This window comes from Francisella-like endosymbiont, from assembly GCF_003069505.1.
GTDB lineage: Bacteria > Pseudomonadota > Gammaproteobacteria > Francisellales > Francisellaceae > Francisella.
Genome location: NZ_QAPC01000003.1, coordinates 40596 through 62928 on the forward strand (window position 1 = coordinate 40596; position 22333 = coordinate 62928).

The following is a 22333-nucleotide window of genomic DNA, read 5'->3' on the forward strand; positions in this document are numbered from 1 at the left end:
GGAAAAAGATGTCTTTAGTAGATTTAATATCGCCACAAGCGAGAAAAGATATTGATAGAGTTTTAAGTAAGTTTCCTACCAATCAGCGTAGATCAGCAATATTAGAAGGCTTGCATATTTTGCAAGATCAAAATGGTGGTTATTTGACCGATGATTTGCAAACAGCCCTAGCAGAGTACCTACAGGTTAGTAATATTGATGTCTACGAGGTTGCTACATTTTATTGTATGTATGATCTAAAGCCGGTTGGAAGACATAAGTTAAACTTGTGTACAAATATCTCATGTATGATAAATGGAGCTTATGAAATTTTAGCGCATATAGAGAAAAAACTTGGTATTAAGCCTGGAGAGACCACTAAAGATGGTCGTATAACCCTTAAAGAAGTTGAGTGCCAAGGCGCATGTTGTGGTTCACCTATGCTTGAGGTGGATAAAGTTTTTTATGAAAATCTAACTATAGAAAAAGTGAACCAAATAATTGATTCTTTGGAGTAGTTATAAATGGCAAATGAAGTTTGTTTTCGTACCCTGCATTTAGATAAGCCATATAGTTTGGAGTCTTACCTATCTGTGGGTGGTTATTCCTACTGGAATAAAATATTAACAGAAAAAAATCCACCTGAGATAATTATTGAAGAGCTCAAAATATCTGGGCTTAGAGGTCGCGGTGGTGCTGGTTTCCCTACAGGGTTGAAATGGAGTTTGATGCCACGCAACGCTCCAGGACAGAAATATGTTGTATGTAATTCTGATGAGGGTGAGCCTGGTACATGTAAAGATCGGGAAATTCTTAGAAATAATCCTCATCAATTAATAGAGGGTATGGCTATAGCGGGATATGTTGTCGGAGCTGGTGCAGGTTATAACTATACTAGAGGCGAGTTTTATGAGCCAATAGCTAGGTTTGAGGATGCGCTTATTGAGGCATATCAAGTAGGTCTTTTAGGTACAAATATTAAATCATCAAGAATCTCTTTTAATTTATACTCAGCTATTGGAGCTGGTGCTTATATCTGTGGTGAAGAGACAGCATTGCTTAATTCACTTGAGGGTAAGAAAGGGCACCCAAGATTTAAGCCACCTTTCCCTGCGTTTAAGGGTCTTTATGACAAGCCGACAAATATAAATAATACAGAAACTTATGCTTCGGTGCCGGTAATATTGCAGCATGGTGGTAAATGGTTTAAAAAACTAGGTACTGAGAAAAGTGGTGGCACTAAGTTATTCTGTGTCTCTGGGCATGTTCAGAAGCAGAGAGTTGTTGAAATAGGTTTGGGTATGCCGTTTAAAGAGCTTTTAGACATGTGTGGAGGTGTTCGCAATGGTAATAAGCTTAAGGCGGTAATCCCTGGTGGGAGCTCATCTAAGATCTTGACAGCTGAAGAGATGATGGCTGCTACTATGGACTATGAATCAATAGCGGCAGCAGGCTCAATGTTTGGTTCAGGAGCAGTTGTGGTGCTAGATGAAACTACTTGTATGGTTAGAACATTAGTAAGACTAGTAGATTTTTATTATGAAGAGTCTTGTGGTCAGTGTACGCCTTGTAGAGAGGGTACTGGCTGGTTGGCGCGAACTTTACATAGAATTGTTGCGGGCGAGGGAAGACCTGAAGATATAGATACTTTAGTTAGAGTAGCAACAAATATAGAGGGTAATACTATTTGTGGTTTGGGTGATGCAGCTGCATGGCCAGTCCAGAGTTATATAGATAAATTTAGAGATGAGTTTATTTATATGATCGAGAATAATGGTAGAAGTATAGTGGATCAATAGTTGATTGGAGTAGTTCTGTGTCAGACAATAAAGAATCCAAAAAGATAAGTATAGAGATTGATGGTAAGAATTATCAAGCCTTACCAAATCAATCAATAATTGAAGTAGCAGATGCAAACGGTATATACATTCCGAGATTTTGCTACCATAAAAAATTATCTGTAGCTGCAAACTGTAGAATGTGTTTGGTAGATGTTGAGGGTGCAAGACGTGCCTCGCCAGCATGTGCAACACCGGTTATGGATGGAATGAAAGTTAAGACTCGTTCGGAGAAAGCATTACAAATGCAAAAAGATGTTATGGAGTTTTTGCTTATAAATCATCCATTAGATTGTCCTATCTGTGATCAGGGTGGCGAGTGTGAGCTGCAGGATATTGCAATGGGCTATGGTAATACAACATCAGAATATCTTGAGTGTAAGAGAACAGTAGAAGATCCTGAGTTGGGTCCTTTAGTGGCTACTGATATGACGAGATGTATTTTGTGTACGCGTTGTGTGCGTTTTGGTGAAGAGATCTCTGGCATCAAAGAACTTGGGGTTATGGGTAGGGGAGATCACTCTGCTATTAGTACTTATATTTCTGGTAAAATGGTTGACTCTGAAATCTCTGGTAATATTATAGATCTTTGCCCTGTTGGAGCTTTGACATCAAAACCGTTTAGATTTAAGGCTAGATCATGGGAATTAAAACAGTTTCCAACGCTATCAGCTGGCGATGCCTTAGCAACCGAGATTAATGCACATGTTTATCAAAATAAACTTGTTAGAGTGGTCCCAAGAGAGAGTGAGATTACCGGTATTTGGATAGCTGATAGAGATAGGTTTGAATACACGGGTTTGTATAGCAAAGATAGAATTGAACAACCAATGATTAAAAAAGCTGGTGGCTGGGTTGAAGTATCTTGGGAAGAGGCATTAGATTTTGTTAAAGTAACTATACAAAAAACTAAAGAAAAAGATGGCGCTGAGGCAATCTCTGCTATTGTATCTGAGACTGCAACTTCAGAAGAAATGTACTTGATGAAGAAGTTATTGGCAGCTGTGGGTTCAGCTAACATCGATGCTCGTGTTAGACAGTATGCTGATATTCCAGGCATTAGTGCAGGTAAAGGTTTAAGCTGCTCATTAAAGGATATTCGCGAAAGTGATTTTATCCTTGTTTTTGGTTCTAATATCAGAAAAGAATATCCACTAGTAAATATCGCTATCAAAGATGCAGTTGAAAAAAATGCTGCAAAGGCTGTTGCTTGGAACATTTATGATTGTAACTTTAATTATGATATTAAGCAGGTAAGATTATCCGCTGATAACATTCAATATATTGCAATATCTTTACTTAAGGCTATTTTTGTTAGAGCAAATCTACCTTATGGTGATCTTGATGAAATTCTAAGAAAAGTTGATCCAGCTGCAGAGGTTAGAGATGTTGCTGATAGAATAGTGGCGGCAAAAGCTCCAAAAATAATTATTGGTCAAGATATTGTCAACACAAGTGGCTTTGAAACGGTTTTTAGTATTTTAGATGTATTAGAAAAAGTTACTAGTGTAAGAGGTGGTGTGTTAGCAAGTAATGTCAACTCTGTTGCAGCTGATAGAATATTTAGTTCTTCTAAAGCTAAATTTAGCACATATAAGTGTTTAAATGGTCAAACAAATACCAAGTTGCTTTTGACAGCGCATACCGAGTTATCTAAAGATAGCTTGTATGGTGAGCAAAAGCTTAGAAATGCATTAGAGAATATTGATATTGTGGTAAGCTTTACAGCATTTGCTGATAAATTTACTAAAGATACTGCAGATATTATTTTACCAATAGCTACTCACTATGAAACTAGTGGAAGTTTTGTTGATTTATTCGGTAATAAAAAAGAGTTTAAGCAAGTAGTTAAACCATATGCTGGTAATAAAGAGTTATGGAGAGTCCTAAGAGTGCTAGGTAATCTGCTAGAGTTAGAAGGCTTTGAGTATAACACTGTTGCAGAGGTTACTAATGATGCTTATGCTACACGAGCTAGAGTTGGTGTTAATCATGTTATGCAGATTCTTAATACTAATCTTGATTATCAAAAAGAAGTGGCATTTGTGGCATCAAACTCAATGTATAGCACAACCAGCCTGCTTAGAAGGGCTGAACCTTTACAAAAAACTACTGATGCAAAATGTTTTGCTGGTGTGAGAATATCACAAGAACTAGCAGATGAGATAGGTCTAAAAGGCCACTCAGGAGTTATCAAAATTTATAATATCGACAATGAGATAAACCCTGAAGTAGTTGTTGATCCAAGCTTGCAGGCTAAAAATATTATGCTTCCAAGGACACTATTTAAGGACTTCTTAAGTGGCGATAATGTTAGTATTAAGCTAGTAGAGGAGGAGAGATAATATGCTAGGGTATATTTTATGGACATCACTTTACGTATTGTTAATAGTCATTCCTTTGATACTAGTTGTTGCATACTATACATATGCAGAGCGTAAAGTTATAGGTTATATGCAAGATAGAATTGGACCAAATAGGGTCGGTTCTTTTGGCTTGTTGCAACCTATCTTTGATGCACTCAAGCTTTTTCTTAAAGAAATTATAGTGCCAACAAATTCAAATAAATATTTATTCTTTATTGCACCAATTTTAGCTTTTGCACCAGCATATGCTGCATGGGCTGTGATTCCTTTCTCAAATGGAATTGTCCTGTCTGACATGAATCTAGGGCTATTATATATATTGGCAATGACTTCATTTTCTATATATGGAATAGTAATTGCTGGTTGGGCATCAAATAATAAATATTCACTGTTTGGTGCGCTGAGAGCTGGTGCTCAGGTTATTTCCTATAAGTTGGCGATGGATTTTGCTATCGTTGGAGTTGTTATAGCGGCAGGGTCTATGGGCATAACAGGAATTATTGAAGCTCAAACTTGTGGTATTTGGCATTGGTATTTTATTCCGCTATTTCCTTTGTTTATTGTGTATTTTATTGCTGGTATAGCTGAAACAAACAGATCTCCTTTTGATGTTGTTGAGGGCGAGTCCGAAATAGTTGCTGGACATCACATAGAATATACTGGATCAAGGTTTGCATTATTTTTCTTGGCTGAATATGCAAATATGATTTTAATTAGTATTCTAACATCAATCATGTTTTTAGGTGGTTGGAATTCGCCGTTCCAAGCTACTGCATTAGAGTCTATATTTAGTTTTGTACCAGGTGTAGTATGGTTATTTGCTAAGACTGGTATATTTATGTTTATGTTCCTATGGGTCAGAGCTACGTACCCTAGATATAGATACGACCAAATTATGCGTTTAGGTTGGAAGATATTTATACCGCTAACATTTGTATGGGTTGTTATTGTTGCTTGCATGGTTAGACTTGGTGTAGGACCTTGGTGGTAAAAAGGATAGTATCATGAGAAATATAACAAATTTTTTAAAGACTTTTCTGCTTTGGGAGCTCTTAAAAGGATTAAAAGTAACAGGTAAGCATTTTTTTACACGTAAGGTTACAGTACAGTATCCAGATGAAAAAACTCCTATCTCTAACAGATTTAGAGGTCTACATGCCTTAAGACGCTATGAGAATGATGAGGAGAGATGTATTGCATGTAAATTATGTGAGGTTGTTTGTCCAGCATTAGCAATTACAATTAACTCAACAGAAAGAGAAGATGGTACCCGAAGAACTTCAAGTTATGAGATAGATTTATTTAAGTGTATTTTCTGTGGCTACTGTGAAGAATCGTGTCCAGTTGATTCTATTGTTGAGACAAATATCTTAGAATACCACTTTGAAGAGCGTGGTGAGAATATTATTACAAAAGCTAAACTTCTTGCTATAGGTGATAAATATGAAATGCAAATAGCTGCTGATAGATTGCAAGATAAGGATTTTAGGTAGAGAAATGGCTGTAACAGATATTTTATTTTATACATTTGCATCATTTGCTATCATTTCTGCTTTAGTACTGGTTTTGGCAAATAACCCAGTAAATTCTGTAATAGCAATGATTTTTACATTCATATTTACAGCGGCAGTATGGATAATTTTACAACAAGTATACCTAGCATTATTGCTTATTGTGGTTTATGTTGGAGCGGTGTTAGTAATGTTCTTATTCGTAGTCTTTATGTTAGATTTGCATGTTGAAGAACAGGGTCGAGTTGGTAGATTTTTTTATGCTCTAGCTGCTGTGGTTGTTTGTGCTATATTTGCAACAGTTATAAGCTATGCAGCGACAAACGTTTTTGCGGGAGCTAAGATGCAAGGTGGAGTCGGTGGTCTCAAGATCATCGGTTTAACCATGTTTAATAATGCTAACTTGTATGTATTTGAGCTTATTGACTTTATCTTATTAACAGCGGTGACTGCAGCGGTAACATTAACATTAAAAGCTAAGCGTAAAGGAAACAAAACAGTTAATCCAGCTCAGCAAGTTAAAGTCAGAGCAAAAGATCGTCTAACTATGGTCAAAATGCCAAGTAATAAAGAGGGCGCTAAAGATGAATAGCATTTCAGTCTCAGTCACACATGGACTGATTTTTAGTACACTTTTATTTGTGATAAGTGTTGCTGGTATAATTATAAACAGAAGAAATATTCTTATACTACTGATGTCGATAGAATTAATGCTTTTAGCGGTCAATACTAATTTTTTGATATTTGCTAATATGCATCATCAGGCAATGGCTGGGGTTTTTGTATTCTTTATAATGGCAGTAGCAACTGCTGAAACAGCAATTGGTTTAGCAATTGTTGTGGCAATATTTAGAAAACGCAAAACTATTGATTTAAGTAAACTTAATACACTAAGAGGTTAAGAGCAAGCTATGGTAATAAACACTCAAGTAGCAGCTGTACTAATCGCAGTTATAGTTTTAGCGCCTCTATCAGGTGCATTGATCGCTGGATTTGGTGGTAAATCTATAAAAAATGCTGGTGTTAGCTTTTTCACAATTTCTCTATGTGGCTTGTCTTTTGTCCTTAGTGTAATTTTAGCTTATGGTGTTTTTGGTGATGCAGAAGTTTATTCAGTTAGCTTTTATCAGTGGGCACCAATCTCAAATATGTTCGCCTTTGATGTTGGCTTTACGGTAAATAAGATCACTGTGTATATGATGTTGATAGTAACATTTGTATCAACGCTAGTACATGTTTATTCGATTGGATATATGAAAGGTGAAGAAGATTATGCAAGATTCTTTGCATACATTTCAGGTTTTACTTTTGCAATGCTTTGTTTAGTAATGGGGAATAATTTCTTATTATTATTCTTTGGTTGGGAAGGTGTGGGCTTATTCTCATATTTACTAATTGGTTTTTATTTCAATAGAGACAAGGCAAATGTTGCAAGCTTAAGAGCTTTTATTGTAAATAGAATTGGTGATTTAGGCTTCTTGTTAGGTATCGGTACAGTTATTTTATATACAAGATCGGTTGATTATACAACAGTTTTTGCAGCTTTACCGGATATTGATAATACTCAAACTATTCATTTTCTAGGTATGAGTTTTAGCCCAGTTACCCTAATGTGTTCACTATTATTTATAGGAGCAATAGGTAAGTCGGCTCAATTTCCTTTACATTCATGGTTAGAAGGTTCAATGGAAGGCCCTACCCCTATTTCGGCGCTAATCCATGCGGCAACAATGGTTACCGCTGGTGTGTTTATGGTTGCGAGACTTTCTCCAATGTTTGTGCTGTCTCCAGTGGCTCTAAGCTTTGTATTAATTATCGGTGCTATAACATGCTTGTTTATGGGTCTGATTGCAATTGTTCAAACAGATATTAAAAGAGTTATAGCATATTGTACACTATCGCAGTTAGGCTATATGATGGTAGCCCAAGGTGCTGGTGCGTTTTCAATTGGGATGTTTCATCTAATGACACATGCGATGTTCAAGGCATTGTTATTCTTAGCAGTAGGTTCTGTTATTGTCGCGATGCATCATGAGCAAGATATTCGTAGAATGGGTGGTCTAAGAAAATATATGCCAGTCACATATTTGTGTATGTTAATAGGTGCTTGGGCTCTTGCAGCTTTACCACCATTCTCAGGGTTTTTCTCAAAAGACTTAATTATTGAAGCAGCTCAAGCTACTACAGTATACGGACATAAGTTTGCCTACTATATGGTTTTAGCTTGTGCATTTGTGACTTCATTTTATAATTTTAGAATGTTTTTTATGGTTTTTCATGGTAAAGAAAGAATGTCAGATGAAGAAAAATCACATCTTAAAGAATCACCCCTAAGTATATTAATACCTTTGATATTATTGGCTATACCTTCAATGTTTGTTGGGGAGTATTTCTTTAGTAGTATTTTGTCTCAAAAGCATGGTTTATTCGGTAACACTATAAGCCTATTTATACAAGCTGGTCTTGGTGGAGAATCAGTGACTGCTCATTTAGCTAATGAGCCTGCTACAGTAAGCTCGATGGCGTTTATCAAGTATTCTGTGACAACGGTACCTTTTTGGTTAGCTCTAAGTGCTTTAGTATTAGCATATGTCTTATATGTGTGGCTACCAGTAATTCCAAGACTATTTGCAAATGCAAAATCAGGATTTGGAATAATTTATCATATCTTAGTTAAGAAGTACTTTATTGATGCTTTGTATGATGTGATATTTGTAAATATCTTCTTAGCAATTAGTAATTTCTTATGGAAGGTTATTGATATCTTTATTATCGATAAGACAGTTGTAAATGGAACATCTAGTTTGATATATCATACAGGAGATAGTTTCAGAAAAATCCAAAGAGGATATTTGTTTGACTATGCGTTTGTAATGATGGCTGGTGTGTTATTGTTTATGATTTTGCTAATTTCTGTTTAGGTAAGTTAGAGGATAAATTTGTATTATGAATTTAGGTAATTACTTATTAAGTTTAATAATCTGGCTCCCAATAGTTGGAGGTTTTGTTGTTTTAGCGATAAGAACCAAAGAATTACATGGAGATGCGGCTCGTTGGGTGGCGTTAGTGTTTAGTTGTTTAATTCTAGCTTTATGTATACCTTTAGTTACATCTTTTAATTATAGTAGCTCGGCGATGCAGTTCCAAGAATCAGTAAAATGGTTTAAAGTTTTTGGCATGCATGACATTTACTATAGTTTAGGTGTAGATGGATTCTCTGTTTTATTTATAGTTTTGACATCTTTTACTACATTAGTGATAGTTTTAGCAGCTTGGACATCTATCAAAACTAAAGTTAGACAATACATGGCAATATTTTTGATTACATGTGGTTTGACTAATGGTGTTTTCTGTGCAACGGATTCGATACTTTATTATGTTTTCTGGGAAGCGTTATTAATTCCAACTTGCCTTGGTATTGGCATTTGGGGCGGTAAGCACAAAGCATATGCTGCAGTTAAATATTTTATGTATACATTTTTTGGTTCGGTATTCTTATTAGCAGCTATTTTGTATATTCAGACACGAGTTGCTGCTTCACCGATACACTTTTTAGTAAATCAAGATACTTATTCTATTCAAAACTTTATTGCCTGGGCAACTCAGTCACAAGGCTTTATAGATTCGGTTAAGTTTACCCTAACAGCTCAATGGTTAGTTTTCGGAGCATTTTTCTTAGTATTTGCTGTTAAGATTCCAATGTGGCCATTTCACTCATGGTTACCAGATGCTCACTCAGAGGCACCTGCTGGAGGTTCTGTTATCCTTGCAGCTCTTATGCTTAAGCTAGGCGCATATGGTTTTTTAAGATTTGCCATCCCAATGCTACCGGAGGTAACAGCTTCACTTGAGTATGTGCTGATTGTGATGTCTTTAATAGCTATTGTTTATGTTGGTATTGTTGCAGTTGCACAGACTAATGTTAAAAGACTAATTGCATATTCATCGATTTCACACATGGGATTAGTTACTCTTGGCTTATTCTCAATATTTATATTGAAAAATGCTGACCCAGTACTAGGGACAACTCATGCGCAATTAGCTTTACAAGGTGCAGTTTTCCAAATGATTGCACATGCATTCTCATCTGGTGGTATGTTCATTGGTATTGGTTATTTGTATTTAAGGATGCACACGAGAGAAATATCTGATTTCTCTGGGGTAGCTAAAACTATGCCGATATTTGCGACATTCTTTTTACTTTTTTGTATGTCTAATGTTGGTTTACCTGGTACGAGTGGGTTTGTCGGTGAGTTTATAATCTTATTGGCGGTATTTCAATACTCTCCATTAATAGCATTAATTGCGGGATTAACTCTTGTGATAGCTCCAATTTATACTTTATGGATGTATAAGCGTGTTTTCTTCGGTGAGGTTGTATCTAAACAAGTAGCAAACTTGACTGATTTAAATAGAATGGAGATATTTGTATTTATATTGTTAGCGGTACCGACTTTATTATTTGGTTTCTATCCGGAGCCAATTTTGCATCTTTCAGCAGCAGCATCGGCACATATCGTTGGTTTATCTCTATAAGGTGGTGTTTTAATTATGAGTTTATCAATCCTTTATATTTTACCAGAAATATTATTAGCAATTGGTGCAATAGTTGTGACGTTTTCTGGGCTTTTTCTACATGGTAAAATTAGAAACATTAACTATATTTTTTTTCAAGTATTTACGCTACTTGCTTTGGTAGCAACTTTTGCTAAAGAATATCTAATTCAGACTAGTGGTTCAGTGTTTGAAGGTCAGGTTGTATTTAGTGGCTTTGCATATACTTTACAAATAGTGGTACTTGTTTTAGCGGTCTTTGTTGCACTATACTCAAGGGATTATGTCAAAGATAGAAAAATATCAGATGGTGATTTTTATACACTGCTAATGCTATGTGTGCTTGGTGCAATGGTTTTAACAGCTGCACATAGTTTAGTTATAATATATGTCGGTCTGGAATTATTATCATTACCAATGTATGCATTGATCGCAATCTATAGGGATTCAGGTAAAGGTCTTGAGGCTGCTATTAAATACTTTGTTTTAGGAGCAATTGCTTCAGCGTTATTATTGTTTGGGATGTCATTTGTCTATGGTATTACAGGTAAGCTTGATATCACGGAAATAGCTAAAGTTTTATCACAAGTAAACTTTATAGGATTACAGCAGCAGTTTTTACTTGTATGTTTGGTAATGATGATAGCTACATTCTTATTCAAGCTTGGAGCTTTTCCTTTTCATATGTGGTTACCAGATGTTTATCAAGGGGCTCCAAATGCTATAGCAAATATAGTTGCAACTATTCCTAAAATTGCTGCTTTTGCGATGCTTGTGAATATTTTATTTGTTGGCTTTCCATCGCTGAAAGACTCTTGGATATATCTATTTAGAATTATAGGTATATTATCAATATTCTTTGGTAGTTTGGTGGCACTGTCACAAACTAATGTTAAGCGACTTTTAGGTTATTCAACAGTTTCACAAATTGGGTTTGTCCTACTGGCAACAACATTAAATCCTCAAGGATATGCATTAACAGCCGCAAGCTTCTATGTGATAGTATATATATTTACAACTTTGGCTGTATTTGGTGTAATTACAACTATTTCGGTCGGTGGTTATGAAGTTCAAGACCTTAATGATCTAAAAGGTTTTAACACAAAAGATTCATGGTTAGCATTTATTTTACTGATTGTATTGTTCTCAATGGCGGGTATCCCTCCATTTGGTGGCTTTATTGCTAAGTTATTTGTTGTGATGGGATTAATTAATGATAGCAACTATTTCTTAGCGTGTTTTGTATTGCTTATGGCAGTAATAGCATCATTTTACTATGTCCGTGTTATCAAGACTATGTACTTTGATGAGCCAGAAAATGATCAAACTGTCAAACCACCACTTGCATCGCTAATAGCATTAAGTGTTAATGGCTTGGTACTTTTATTTTTAGGTATCATGCCGATGCTTCTTTTAGGTATCCTTACACAAGTTACTAATGTTATATAATAATCATTAATAGTTTATTGCTTATTGTCATTATTACTTTTATACTTTTATCTAGAAACAATTAAATTTTATTAGCTTATGAAAGAAATTCTAGGTCCTATTAATGATGTAATTAAGAACTCAAAAGAAAGTATTATCAATAAAAGCCTGAAGAAACTTGATGTTGTAAGCAGAGAAGAGTTTGAAGTACAGAAGAAAATTCTATTAAAAACTCGTCAAAAGCTTGAGCAAATAGAAGCTAAACTAGATAAACTTTTAGCTGAGAAAAAATAGAATGTCTTTAGCGGTTCTAAAGAGTAGAGCACAACTATGGTATTGAAGCACTTCTTGTCTCGATAGAGGTGCGTTTATCAAATGGTTTACCAGGTTTATCAATAGTAGGATTGCCAGAGGCGGCTGTCAAAGAAAGTAAAGATCATGTAAGAAGTGCAGTCATTAACTCAGGCTTTAATTATTCCTAATAAGCGTATCACAATTAACCTTGCTTACACCAACGGGTTTTATCAAAAAAGTAGTGGTAGATTTGATTTACCAGTAGCATTGGTGTTCTGTATGCCTCTGGACAAGTAAATATTGTCAAAGATATCGATGAGTATGAGTTTGCTGGTGAATTATCTTTGAGTGGTGAGCTAAGGAAAATATCTAGCGCCATACCGATGACTATTAAGTTTGTAGAGGAAAATAAAAAACTTATTGTACCAACAAAAAATGATAAAGAGATTAGTCTAGTTGAGACGGTTCATGACTATAGCTTTGATAGTTTAAATGAGGTTGTAGAGTTTTTATCTGGAAATGAAAAAGAGCTAGTAAAACCAAGTATAGAGATTAATTTTGCTGAGCTATAACAAGATTTAGAAGATGTCAAAGGACAGTATCAAGCCAAAAGAGCATTAGAGATTGCTGCAGTCGATGGCCACAATATCCTTTTAGTAAGGGACCTCCTGGTATTGGAAAAACAATGCTGGCAAGTAGACTAAACTCGATTACCACCACTAGATAAAAAAGAAGTGCTTTCATCAGCAATGATTGCATCAATCAAAGGAGAATCAGGTATCGCTGAAAGTTTTTATAAAAGATCATTTCGCCATCCACATCATACTCCTCTGGAGTATCTCTTTGGTTGGTAGTGGTAGTAATTCAATGCCTGGCGAGATTTCTCTGGCACTCAATGGCGTAATTTTTCTTGATGAATCGCCAGAGTTTGATCGTAAAGTCTTATAAGTCTTGCGCGAGACTCTAGAAACCGGTAGTGTGAATATTTCTAGGGCTAGGTGTCAAGTTGAATATCCAGCTAATTTTCAGTTAATAGTGGCGATGAATTCATGTCCATGCGGATATTTAGGTTCACAATTTAAAGAGTGTACTGACTCAATCCAAGCGATTAGAAGATATCAAAGTAAATTATCCAGGCCACTTCTAGATAGAATAGATCTTCATGTTGAAGTTGTTAAGCTTGCAAAAGAGAATCTGACAAATCAGCAATTAATACGGGAGAAAAGTAACATAGTTAGAGAGCGAGTTAAAAAAGTTCGAGAGAGACAAATCTCTAGATAAGGTAAGATTAACTAAATGCTATCTAGTAAAGAGCTTTATAAGGTTTGTAATCTTAATGATGAAATGAGAAAAATGCTCACATTAGCTATAGAAAAACTTGGACTATCTGCAAGATGGTATTATAAAATACTCAAAGTTGCCAGAACTATAGCAGATCTTAATAATACTGAGAATATTGATAAATCAACTGTTCAAGAAGCTATTAGTTATAGAAAAATGGATAAGTTTATCAAGTAGGCTAAAATAAATTTAGCAATTAATTAATTATTTACGAATTTAACAAAGGGTTTGTATGAGGGAATTATTTTTGGATTCTTTTGGCGAAAAGAAATTAGAGAGGCCACCAGTTTGGATAATGCGTCAAGCTGGTAGATACCTGCCAGAGTATCGTTCAGTTAGAGCAAAATTTGATAATTTTATGGATATGTGTCGTAATGCTGATGCCTGTTGTGAAGTAGCACTCCATCCACTTCAAAGATATGATCTTGATGCAGCGATTGTTTTTTCAGATATTCTAACAATTCCGGAAGCTATGGGAATGGATCTTAAATTTATCAAAGGTACAGGGCCGGTATTTTCTAAGCCAATACAATCGCAAAAAGATCTAGGTGAGCTAAAGTCAGTTGAGGATAGTGTAGGCTCTTTGGACTATGTTTATAATGCTGTCAAAACTACTAGTTCAGCAATAAATGTACCTTTAATAGGCTTTACTGGAAGTCCTTGGACTTTAGCTGCATATATGATTGAAGGTTCAGGATCAAAACAGTTTAATAAATTGCGCAAGATGATGTATACAAATCCACAATTGATGCATAGTCTGTTACAACGCCTGGCAGATATAACAATTATCTATTTGCTTGAGCAAATTAAAGCTGGAGCGAGTTCTTTGATGATATTTGATACTTGGGGCGGCATACTGCCTTTAGAGCATTATAAAGATTTCTCTCTCAAATATATGGATTATATTGCTAAAAATGTTAAGCAAAAAATTAATGTGCCAATAGTTTTTTTTACTAAGGGAGGGTCAAACTTTTTTGAAGAGTTAAAAGATAAGTCCTGCGATGGAGCTGGAGTTGATTGGAGTGTTACATTAAAACAGGCGCGACATAGAATAGGAGTTGGTAAAGTTCTGCAAGGAAACTTTGATCCAGCACTTTTGTATGGAACTAAAGAAAGTATTAGAGCGACTGTCAAAGCTAATATTGAATTTATCCAGTCAGATAAACTAAACAACTATATTGTCAACTTAGGTCATGGCATTTATCCTGATATAGATCCTGATAATGTTAAGGTTATGATTGGTGCGATTAGGGAATTTAGTGTTTTATTTTAAAAAATGAGTATCGCATAAAAGACTTGACATTAGTAAAAATATTGATATTATCTATTTATCAATAGACGCGGGGTGGAGCAGCTTGGTAGCTCGTCGGGCTCATAACCCGAAGGTCGCAGGTTCAAATCCTGCCCCCGCTACCAAACAGGAATTTTTTTATAAAGGCTCTTTTAAGGGCCTTTTTGCTATCTGCAGGATATGCGAAATCTAAGAGGTGAAAATGTTACTAGACGATTTATATGAGATAGTAAAACCCATTACAGCTGATCTAGGCTATATTTTATGGGGAATCGAGATTGTAGGAAGTAGTAAACTTACCATACGTATTTTTATTGATCATGAGAATGGTGTTTCAGTTGATGATTGCCAAATAGTTAGTAAAGAAGTGAGTGTGGTTTTTGATGTTGAGGATCCAGTTTCAGGTAAATATGTGCTTGAAGTTTCTTCACCAGGAATGAATCGCCAAATTTTTAATATAATTCAGGCGCAAGCTCTGGTAGGATTTAATGTAAAAGCAGTTACTTTAGCACCAGTTGAGTCACAAACTAAGTTTAAGGGTGTGCTATATAGAGTGGAAGGAAATAATGTCATTCTAAAGCTGGAAGATGGTAAAGAAATAAGTTTTGATTTTGACGAGCTTAAAAAGCTAAGAGTATCACCTGATTTTAGTTAGATAGAGGAATTTAAGATATGAGCAAAGAATTATTGTTAGTATTAGAAACTGTAGCAAATGAAAAAGATATATCAAAAGATCTTTTATTTGAAGCTATGGAAGAGGCTTTAGCTATTATAACTAAGAAAGAACTTGATGAGCATATGAATATCGAGGTTAAAATCGATAGGATTACTGGTGATTTCAAAGCTGATAGGGTTTGGCATATTGTTTCTGAAGATGAAGATTTAATTGATTATTCAAAAGAGCTTTATGAAGATGTTGCTCAAGAAAGGGGCTATAATGTAAAAGCCGGTGATGTCATACGCGAGCCTGTTGAGGTCAAAGAATATGGGCGTATAGCTGCAACAATGGCTAAGCAAATTCTAATGAAAAAAATTAAAAATTTTGAAAGAGAAAAGACAGCTAGATTCTATCAAAATAAAATTGGTGATATTGTTTACGGTGAGATAAAGCGCGCTACCTATGAAATCTTGGTTGTTGATTTGGGTAATAATGCTGAGGGGATTTTACCTAAAAAAGATCTTATAGCTAGAGAAAGATATCGTGTTGGCGACAAGATAAGAGCTTGTGTTGAGGGTGTTGAGTGTGATGAGTCTGGTAAGCCAAATACGGTTATGTTAAGTCGCTTAAGTAATACGATGCTTAAAGCTTTATTTAAGCTTGAGGTACCAGAAGTTGAAGAAGAGCTTATTAATATAGTAAATGTAGTTCGTGAGCCTGGTTTTAGATCTAAAGTAACCGTTAAAAGTAATGACCAAAGAATAGATCCTTGTGGCGCATGTGTTGGTGTAAGAGGTTCTAGAATACACTCTATAATAAGTGAGTTAAATGGTGAAAAGGTTGATGTTATACTTTGGGATGAGGAGATCGTTCAATATGCCATCAACTCATTATCACCTGTAGATGCTGCAGATATCTTAGAAGTGAATGTTGATGAAGAAACTAATTCGATGGATATTGTTGTTAAGCAAGAAAGCTTATCTAAAGCAATTGGTAAAAATGGTGTGAATGTAAGATTAGCAAGCTCGCTAATTGGCTGGAAAATTAATGTTCTATCAGATGCTGAGCAGGAAGAAAAACAAATGTCTATAGTAGAGAAATTTGTTGAAGCTTTGGATATAGATCATGATTTTGCATTGGTGTTGATTGAAGAGGGTATAGAAACTCTCGAAGATTTAGCATATTTAGATAGAGCAGAGCTTTTAGAAATTGAAGGATTTGATGAAGAGATTGTTGATGAGCTTCAAGAGAGAGCAAAAGCTGTTATTTTATCTGAAGCTTTGGGTGGTAAAAAACCAACACAAGATTTGCTAGATATGCAAAGTATGAGTAGAGATTTAGCTGAGCAGCTAGCGCAGAATAATATAGTTACTATGGAAGATCTGGCAGAGTTGTCTGTAGATGAATTGCTTGATATTGTACCTATAGATGAAGAGCAAGCGACCGATTTAATTATGCAAGCAAGAGCTCCTTGGTTTGAATAATAAAAGTACATATCAGTAATAGTACAAAGGAGAGGGAAATGGCACAGATTACAGTTGGGCAGTTAGCACAGCAAACAAATAAAGAAGTAGATGCACTACTAAAACAGCTTAAATCTTTTGGTATTGAAAAATCTAGTGAGAAAGATACATTAACTCCTGCAGAGATGAAAACTTTGCTAGAGAAGATCAATAGTGCAAAAAATACCGTAACTAGAAAGAAAGTAATTTTAGTTAAGCTTGATGGTAAACATAAGATTAATGTTTCGGTTAAAAGAAAAAGACGAATTACTAAAAGAGTAGAAGAACAAGAACCTGCTACACCGGCTCAGATACAAGAACTTAAAACTGTAGTTCAAGTTTCTCAGCCAATAAAAGTTGTGAAAGAGCTAGAGTTGGTGCAAGATAATATCGAGCAAACTGTTGAAAACGAAGTTGTTGAACAGGTTCAAGATAAAATAAAAAGAACAGTGATAAAAGATAGTGGTTTTAAGATAACTGCAATGCCAGAAATTAAGGTTGAGGAAATTGTTGTCGAGAATGATGAAAAGCCAGCTACTAACAATAAACAACCTAAGAAGAAATCTGCTAAGAAAGTTTTCTCTGAAGCTACAAATACTAATACAAAGTATAAGCGTGAGGAAGAGGAGAAAAAATCTAAAGCAAGGAAAGCTGGAGGCAAAGGTTTCAAAAAAGCTAACCCGAGACAGCTTTCACAACTTGCTGGTGATATAGAGTCATTTGATGAGTTTGGTGCTAAAAAAGGTAAATTAAAAGCGCTAAAAGTCAAAAAACAAGAATTTACAAAACCAGTTGAAAATACGATTAGGACTGTAGAAATTCATGAAGGTATTACTGTAAGTGAACTAGCACAAAAAATGGCGGTCAAAGGTGTTGAAATTGTTAAAGTGCTATTTAATATGGGTGTGATGGCGACAATTAACCAATCACTAGACCAAGACACAGCAATCTTGATTGTTGAAGAGATGGGGCATAGATATACTCTACACAATGAGAATGCTCTTGAAGAAGCGGTAACAACAGTTGATAGAAGCTTATATAAGAAGATTTCTCGAGCTCCGGTTGTAACTATAATGGGACATGTTGATCATGGTAAAACATCTTTGCTAGACTATATTCGTAAAACACGAGTAGTTGCTGGTGAGGCTGGTAGTATAACACAGCATATAGGAGCATATTCTGTTAAAACCGATAAAGGTTCTATTACATTCTTGGATACTCCGGGACATGAAGCTTTTACTTCAATGCGTGCGCGTGGTGCTAAGAGTACAGATATCGTAATTTTAGTTGTTGCTGCTGATGATGGTGTTATGCCTCAAACTGAAGAAGCAATTCAGCACGCTAAAGCAGCAAGAGTACCAATTGTTGTTGCAGTAAATAAAATTGATAAGCCAGAAGCTGATCCTGATAAGGTGATTAGTGAACTTGCACAAAGAGATGTAATCCCAGAATCATGGGGTGGTGATGTAATGTTTGTAAATGTTTCTGCTAAGACTGGTGAAGGGGTTACCGATCTATTAGATGCAGTACTTTTACAATCAGAAGTTTTAGAGTTAGAGGCATTTGCTGAGGGCTTAGCTGAAGGTGTCATAATTGAGTCACGTCTAGAAAAAGGTCGTGGTCCAGTCGCAACTGTACTTGTACAAAATGGTAACCTTAAGCAAGGTGATAATATCTTATGTGGTACTGAATATGGTAGAGTAAGGGCTATGCATAATGATCTTGGGAAAAAGATAAAAGCAGCTGGTCCAGCTACCCCTGTTGAGATACTTGGTTTATCAGGTGTGCCAGCAGCCGGTGATGAGATGGTTGTGATTGAAAATGAGAAGAAAGCAAAAGAACTTGCAGCTCAGCGCTCACAGAAACAAAAAGAAGCTAAAATAGCTCAAGAACAAGCACTTAAACTATCAAACATGTTTAATAACATGGATAAAGAAGGTGAACAGCAGGTACTTAAAATTATCCTTAAAGGCGATGTACAGGGTTCTGTTGAGGCAATTAGAGAGTCATTGCTTAAGCTTTCAACTAATGAAGTTAAGGTTGATATAATTGTAAGCGGTATAGGAGCGATTACATCTTCAGATGTGACTTTGGCTGTGGCATCAACGGCGGTTGTTATAGGTTTTAATGTCCGTGCTGATAGTGCTGCGAAAAAACTTGCTGAAACAGATGGTGTAGAATTCCGTTATTACAACATTATTTATGATTTAATAGATGATGTTAAAAAAGCGATGTCTGGTTTACTTTCTCCAGAAATTAAAGAGCAAGTTATTGGTATTGCTGAGGTTAGAGAAGTTTATCGTTCATCTAAATTCGGCTCAATTGCTGGATGTATGGTTGTGGAGGGCGTGGTTAAGCGTACTAATCCTATCCGTGTTTTACGTAATAATGTCGTTATTTACGAAGGTACACTAGAGTCGCTTAAGAGATTCAAAGATGATGCTAGTGAAGTTAAAAAAGGCTTAGAGTGTGGTATTGGTGTTAAAAACTACAATGATGTCCGTGAAGGTGATCAAATAGAGGTGTTTGAGGTTATCGAGGTTGCTAAGGAGTTGTAATTATGGCTGCAGATGGTAGAGTACAAAGAGTTGCAAATGAGCTCCAGAAAGTTATATCTTTATTGCTGCGTACTAGAATAAAAGACACTAAGTTAGCCAGTGCCACTATTATAGAGGTTGATCTTTCTAAGGATCTATCTTATGCAAAAGTATATTATACCTGCTTTGCTGTTGAAGATGCCGAATATATTGACAAGGCATTTGAAAAATCAAAAGGTTTCTTTAGATCATCTATAGCTAAGTTATTAAGCCTAAGAATTGTTCCAAACCTTAAGTTTATTTATGATACTTCGCTTGAGTACGGTATACAAATGGAAGAAAAAATCCAACAAGCACTCAATGCTGATTCAAAAATCATCAAGCAAGATGATAAATCTTTACAAGAAAACTATAAACACAACGATAAAGAAACTAAAGCTGAGAAGTTAAGGTAGGTAGCTTATGAGTAAGCTTACTATTATTCGCGGATTTAATGATGTACTGCCGCTAGATAGTTATAAATGGCAATTCTTAGAATCAAAAATAAAACTCATACTTGATAGATATAAATATAGTGAAACAAGGTTACCTGTTGTTGAGAAAAGTGAACTGTTTCATAGAAGTGTTGGTGAAACTTCTGATATAGTTTTAAAAGAGACTTATGATTTTCAGGATCGTAATGGTGATAGTCTCACGCTGCGTCCAGAAGGAACAGCTGGTTGTGTCAGAATGATTATTGAAAATAATTTAGCTACTCGAGGTCAAACACAGAAGCTATGGTATTGTGGTCCCATGTTTCGCTATGAGCGTCCACAAAAAGGTCGCTATAGACAATTTTATCAGCTTGGAGTCGAAGCTTATGGTTTCGACTATATAGCTATTGATTTAGAGATTATTACTATTGCATGGAGTCTTTTCAAAGAGCTTGGAATTTCTGAGTATGTAACTTTAGAGTTAAATAGCCTTGGTTTGAGCCTTAACAGACAAGAGTATATTCAAGCGCTACTAGAATACCTAAAACCATATCATGCTGAGCTTGATGAAGACTCTATAAAGAGGTTGGATAAGAACCCTCTAAGAATATTAGATTCTAAGATAGATAAGACACAAAAAATCTTAGCAAATGCACCTAAACTTATTGATTTTATAGATCAAGATTTGCGATTGAGATTTAAGCAAACTTGCCAATATTTAGATGCTTTAGGTATTGTATATAAGATAAATCAAAATCTTGTTAGAGGTTTAGATTATTATAGTGGCTTAGTTTTTGAATGGACTACTGACAAGCTTGGCTCGCAAAGCGCAATCTGTGCAGGTGGTCGTTACGATAGTTTAATAGAAAACCTTGGTGGTCAGAAAACAGCTGCTATAGGTTTTGCTATAGGGATGGAGCGCTTACTACTATTATTAGAAGATTTAGGTAAATTGCCTAAACAACAAGACAACCTTTGTGGTGTATTTTTTGTATTAGACAGTAATCAGCTTCATCGATCCCTAGTTATAGTTGAGAATATTCGCCAAGAGCTTCCTCAGCTTAAAATAGATATGGATCTAAAATTCGGTAGCTTTAAATCACAATTTAAGAAAGCTGATAAATCTGGGGCTAAAATTGCTATAATAATTAGACAAGATGAGTTAGATAATGGCTTTGCTAGTATAAAATATCTTCAGCAAGACAGAGAACAACAACGAGTTGCTTTTAATGACTTAATTAATTTTTTAGAAAGATAGAGGTATATGAAATTACATAATATAAAAGGTTATGCGTGGATTGTAGTTGGGTTAAGCTCATTTCTACTAATTAATAAATATATAATGAATGTTTCTCCTAGCTTGATTGCTAATGAGCTAATGAGTAGCTTTTCAATAAATGCTACTGAAATGAGTACAATAGTCTCGCTGTTTTTATGGCCTGTAGTGTTTTGTCAGTTCTTTGTTGCAGGGCCTATCATTGATAAGTTAGGATTTAGAAAAGTAAGTTTTTTCTCATTAGTATTGTCTGCAGTGGGGTTATTATTATTTGTGTTATCTGCAGATATCCATAGTTTTGCATTAGGGTGTATCTCAAGATTAATGATAGGTATCGGAGCTTCATTTGCAACAGTTGGCTATATTAAAGCAGCTGCAGTATGGTTTGATCCACGCAAGTTTGCTTTTGTGTGTAGCTTTCTGATGACAGCAGCAATGATTGGTGCTTTGCTAGGCCAAGTGCCACTAGTTTATCTAATTGAGCTTACAGGTTCATGGCATAGAGCATTAATTAGTTATGCTTGTTTTAGTATTGTTATAGCACTTTTATATTTAGCTTTAGTCAGAGACTATAATCCTGATGCTTTATATGCAAATCAAACAAAAGGTGATACTGTAACACTTGCTGGAATAAAGAAAGTTCTTTTAAATAAAAATAATTGGTATCTTACTTTAACAGGTCTTACTTTTACCACAATAGACGTTTTTGGTGGAATTTGGGGTAATAACTATTTTAGAGAGTTATATAGTATCCCAGCAAAAGATGCATCCTATATTGTTTCGATGATGTTTTTGGGCCTTGCGATTGGTTCACCTATAATTGGTAAGCTCTCAGAGAAATTTGATAACAGAGTTGGGATTATGGTTGTCTTTCATATTATCGCAACAATTTCGCTAGCTGTAGTTCTACAATTTAAGCTTACACCAACAATATCTGGAGTTTTACTATTTATTTTTGGCTTTTGCTTAGGTGTATATATGCTAGCTTTTTCGATTGGGAATCGTATAAATCCAGTGGTGGTTGCTGCAACAGTAGCTGCCTTGATAAATACTGGTGAGCCTTTATTAGGTGCTTTATTTGATCCATTAATAGGTCATTTACTAGATTTGACATGGGCAGGTCAGTATATAGATGCTCAAAATCATATTAGTACTATAGCTTCAGAAGGAGCACATAGATATTTTCATATAAGTGCCTATCACCATGCTTTTTTAATCCTTATATTTAGCGTGATCATATCATTCTTCTTGCTAATTTTAGTAAAAGATAAAGAAGTTAAATAAA

Annotated in this window: 20 protein-coding genes, 1 tRNA gene and 3 pseudogenes; all 24 read left to right on the plus strand. The window is 35.3% G+C overall.

Annotated elements, in window-relative coordinates; genetic code table 11:
- Window positions 1-8 precede the first annotated feature (8 nt).
- The 24 genes and pseudogenes from C9379_RS05755 to C9379_RS05865 all read left to right on the plus strand — a co-directional run bounded on the left by C9379_RS05755 (window position 9) and on the right by C9379_RS05865 (window position 22332).
- The gene (locus C9379_RS05755; protein WP_143385439.1) at window positions 9-497 is read left to right on the plus strand and encodes an NADH-quinone oxidoreductase subunit NuoE family protein; all 489 of its coding nucleotides are present in this window, start codon (window positions 9-11) and stop codon (window positions 495-497) included.
- A 6-nt stretch (window positions 498-503) separates the two neighbouring features.
- Window positions 504-1778: an NADH-quinone oxidoreductase subunit NuoF gene (nuoF, locus tag C9379_RS05760; RefSeq protein WP_143385438.1), complete on the plus strand. Its 1275-nt coding sequence runs from the start codon at window positions 504-506 to the stop codon at window positions 1776-1778.
- A gap of 17 nt (window positions 1779-1795) precedes the next feature.
- Window positions 1796-4162 carry an NADH-quinone oxidoreductase subunit NuoG gene (gene nuoG / locus C9379_RS05765; RefSeq protein ID WP_143385437.1) on the plus strand — a complete coding sequence of 789 codons (2367 nt, stop codon included), beginning with the start codon at window positions 1796-1798 and terminating at the stop codon, window positions 4160-4162.
- A 1-nt stretch (window position 4163) separates the two neighbouring features.
- Window positions 4164-5174 carry an NADH-quinone oxidoreductase subunit NuoH gene (nuoH, locus tag C9379_RS05770; RefSeq protein ID WP_143385436.1) on the plus strand — a complete coding sequence of 337 codons (1011 nt, stop codon included), beginning with the start codon at window positions 4164-4166 and terminating at the stop codon, window positions 5172-5174.
- 13 nt (window positions 5175-5187) lie between these two features.
- Window positions 5188-5676, plus strand: coding sequence for an NADH-quinone oxidoreductase subunit NuoI (nuoI, locus tag C9379_RS05775; protein WP_143385435.1), 489 nt, complete (start codon window positions 5188-5190; stop codon window positions 5674-5676).
- A 4-nt stretch (window positions 5677-5680) separates the two neighbouring features.
- Window positions 5681-6286 carry an NADH-quinone oxidoreductase subunit J gene (locus tag C9379_RS05780; RefSeq protein WP_143385434.1) on the plus strand — a complete coding sequence of 202 codons (606 nt, stop codon included), beginning with the start codon at window positions 5681-5683 and terminating at the stop codon, window positions 6284-6286.
- A complete protein-coding gene (gene nuoK / locus C9379_RS05785; RefSeq protein WP_143385433.1) occupies window positions 6279-6596 on the plus strand; it encodes an NADH-quinone oxidoreductase subunit NuoK in 318 nt (105 codons plus the stop codon). Before C9379_RS05780 ends, nuoK begins: the two co-directional genes overlap by 8 nt.
- 9 nt (window positions 6597-6605) lie before the next feature.
- A complete protein-coding gene (gene nuoL, locus C9379_RS05790) occupies window positions 6606-8615 on the plus strand; it encodes an NADH-quinone oxidoreductase subunit L (protein ID WP_143385432.1) in 2010 nt (669 codons plus the stop codon).
- Window positions 8616-8640: 25 nt separating this feature from the next.
- On the plus strand, window positions 8641-10230 hold the full coding sequence (locus C9379_RS05795; RefSeq protein ID WP_143385431.1) for a complex I subunit 4 family protein: 1590 nt from the start codon (window positions 8641-8643) through the stop codon (window positions 10228-10230).
- Window positions 10231-10245: 15 nt separating this feature from the next.
- Window positions 10246-11697, plus strand: coding sequence for an NADH-quinone oxidoreductase subunit N (locus C9379_RS05800; protein WP_143385430.1), 1452 nt, complete (start codon window positions 10246-10248; stop codon window positions 11695-11697).
- Window positions 11698-11775: 78 nt separating this feature from the next.
- A complete protein-coding gene (locus C9379_RS05805; RefSeq protein WP_143385429.1) occupies window positions 11776-11970 on the plus strand; it encodes an accessory factor UbiK family protein in 195 nt (64 codons plus the stop codon).
- A gap of 110 nt (window positions 11971-12080) precedes the next feature.
- Window positions 12081-12347: pseudogene (locus C9379_RS08875) on the plus strand (magnesium chelatase domain-containing protein); the annotation flags it as partial.
- Window positions 12348-12353: 6 nt separating this feature from the next.
- Window positions 12354-12542 (plus strand): hypothetical protein, encoded by a 189-nt coding sequence (locus tag C9379_RS05815; RefSeq protein WP_343377551.1) that lies wholly within the window; start codon window positions 12354-12356, stop codon window positions 12540-12542.
- A 51-nt stretch (window positions 12543-12593) separates the two neighbouring features.
- Window positions 12594-12824: pseudogene (locus C9379_RS08880) on the plus strand (ATP-binding protein).
- A gap of 13 nt (window positions 12825-12837) precedes the next feature.
- Window positions 12838-13251 (plus strand): annotated as a pseudogene (locus C9379_RS08885) (ATP-binding protein).
- 15 nt (window positions 13252-13266) lie between these two features.
- Window positions 13267-13488 carry a magnesium chelatase subunit ChlI family protein gene (locus C9379_RS05825; protein ID WP_343377552.1) on the plus strand — a complete coding sequence of 74 codons (222 nt, stop codon included), beginning with the start codon at window positions 13267-13269 and terminating at the stop codon, window positions 13486-13488.
- Between the two features lie 55 nt (window positions 13489-13543).
- The gene (gene hemE, locus C9379_RS05830; protein ID WP_143385428.1) at window positions 13544-14584 is read left to right on the plus strand and encodes a uroporphyrinogen decarboxylase; all 1041 of its coding nucleotides are present in this window, start codon (window positions 13544-13546) and stop codon (window positions 14582-14584) included.
- A gap of 66 nt (window positions 14585-14650) precedes the next feature.
- Window positions 14651-14727 (plus strand) — tRNA-Met (locus C9379_RS05835).
- Window positions 14728-14804: 77 nt separating this feature from the next.
- Window positions 14805-15257 (plus strand): ribosome maturation factor RimP, encoded by a 453-nt coding sequence (rimP, locus tag C9379_RS05840; RefSeq protein WP_318263497.1) that lies wholly within the window; start codon window positions 14805-14807, stop codon window positions 15255-15257.
- Window positions 15258-15274: 17 nt separating this feature from the next.
- Window positions 15275-16744 carry a transcription termination factor NusA gene (gene nusA, locus C9379_RS05845; RefSeq protein ID WP_343377553.1) on the plus strand — a complete coding sequence of 490 codons (1470 nt, stop codon included), beginning with the start codon at window positions 15275-15277 and terminating at the stop codon, window positions 16742-16744.
- A 38-nt stretch (window positions 16745-16782) separates the two neighbouring features.
- Window positions 16783-19320, plus strand: coding sequence for a translation initiation factor IF-2 (gene infB / locus C9379_RS05850; RefSeq protein ID WP_143385425.1), 2538 nt, complete (start codon window positions 16783-16785; stop codon window positions 19318-19320).
- A gap of 2 nt (window positions 19321-19322) precedes the next feature.
- A complete protein-coding gene (rbfA, locus tag C9379_RS05855; protein WP_143385424.1) occupies window positions 19323-19754 on the plus strand; it encodes a 30S ribosome-binding factor RbfA in 432 nt (143 codons plus the stop codon).
- Window positions 19755-19761: 7 nt separating this feature from the next.
- On the plus strand, window positions 19762-21030 hold the full coding sequence (gene hisS, locus C9379_RS05860; RefSeq protein WP_143385423.1) for a histidine--tRNA ligase: 1269 nt from the start codon (window positions 19762-19764) through the stop codon (window positions 21028-21030).
- A 6-nt stretch (window positions 21031-21036) separates the two neighbouring features.
- Window positions 21037-22332, plus strand: a complete 1296-nt coding sequence (locus C9379_RS05865; protein WP_143385422.1) for an MFS transporter — start codon at window positions 21037-21039, stop codon at window positions 22330-22332.
- Window position 22333: the final 1 nt, after the last annotated feature.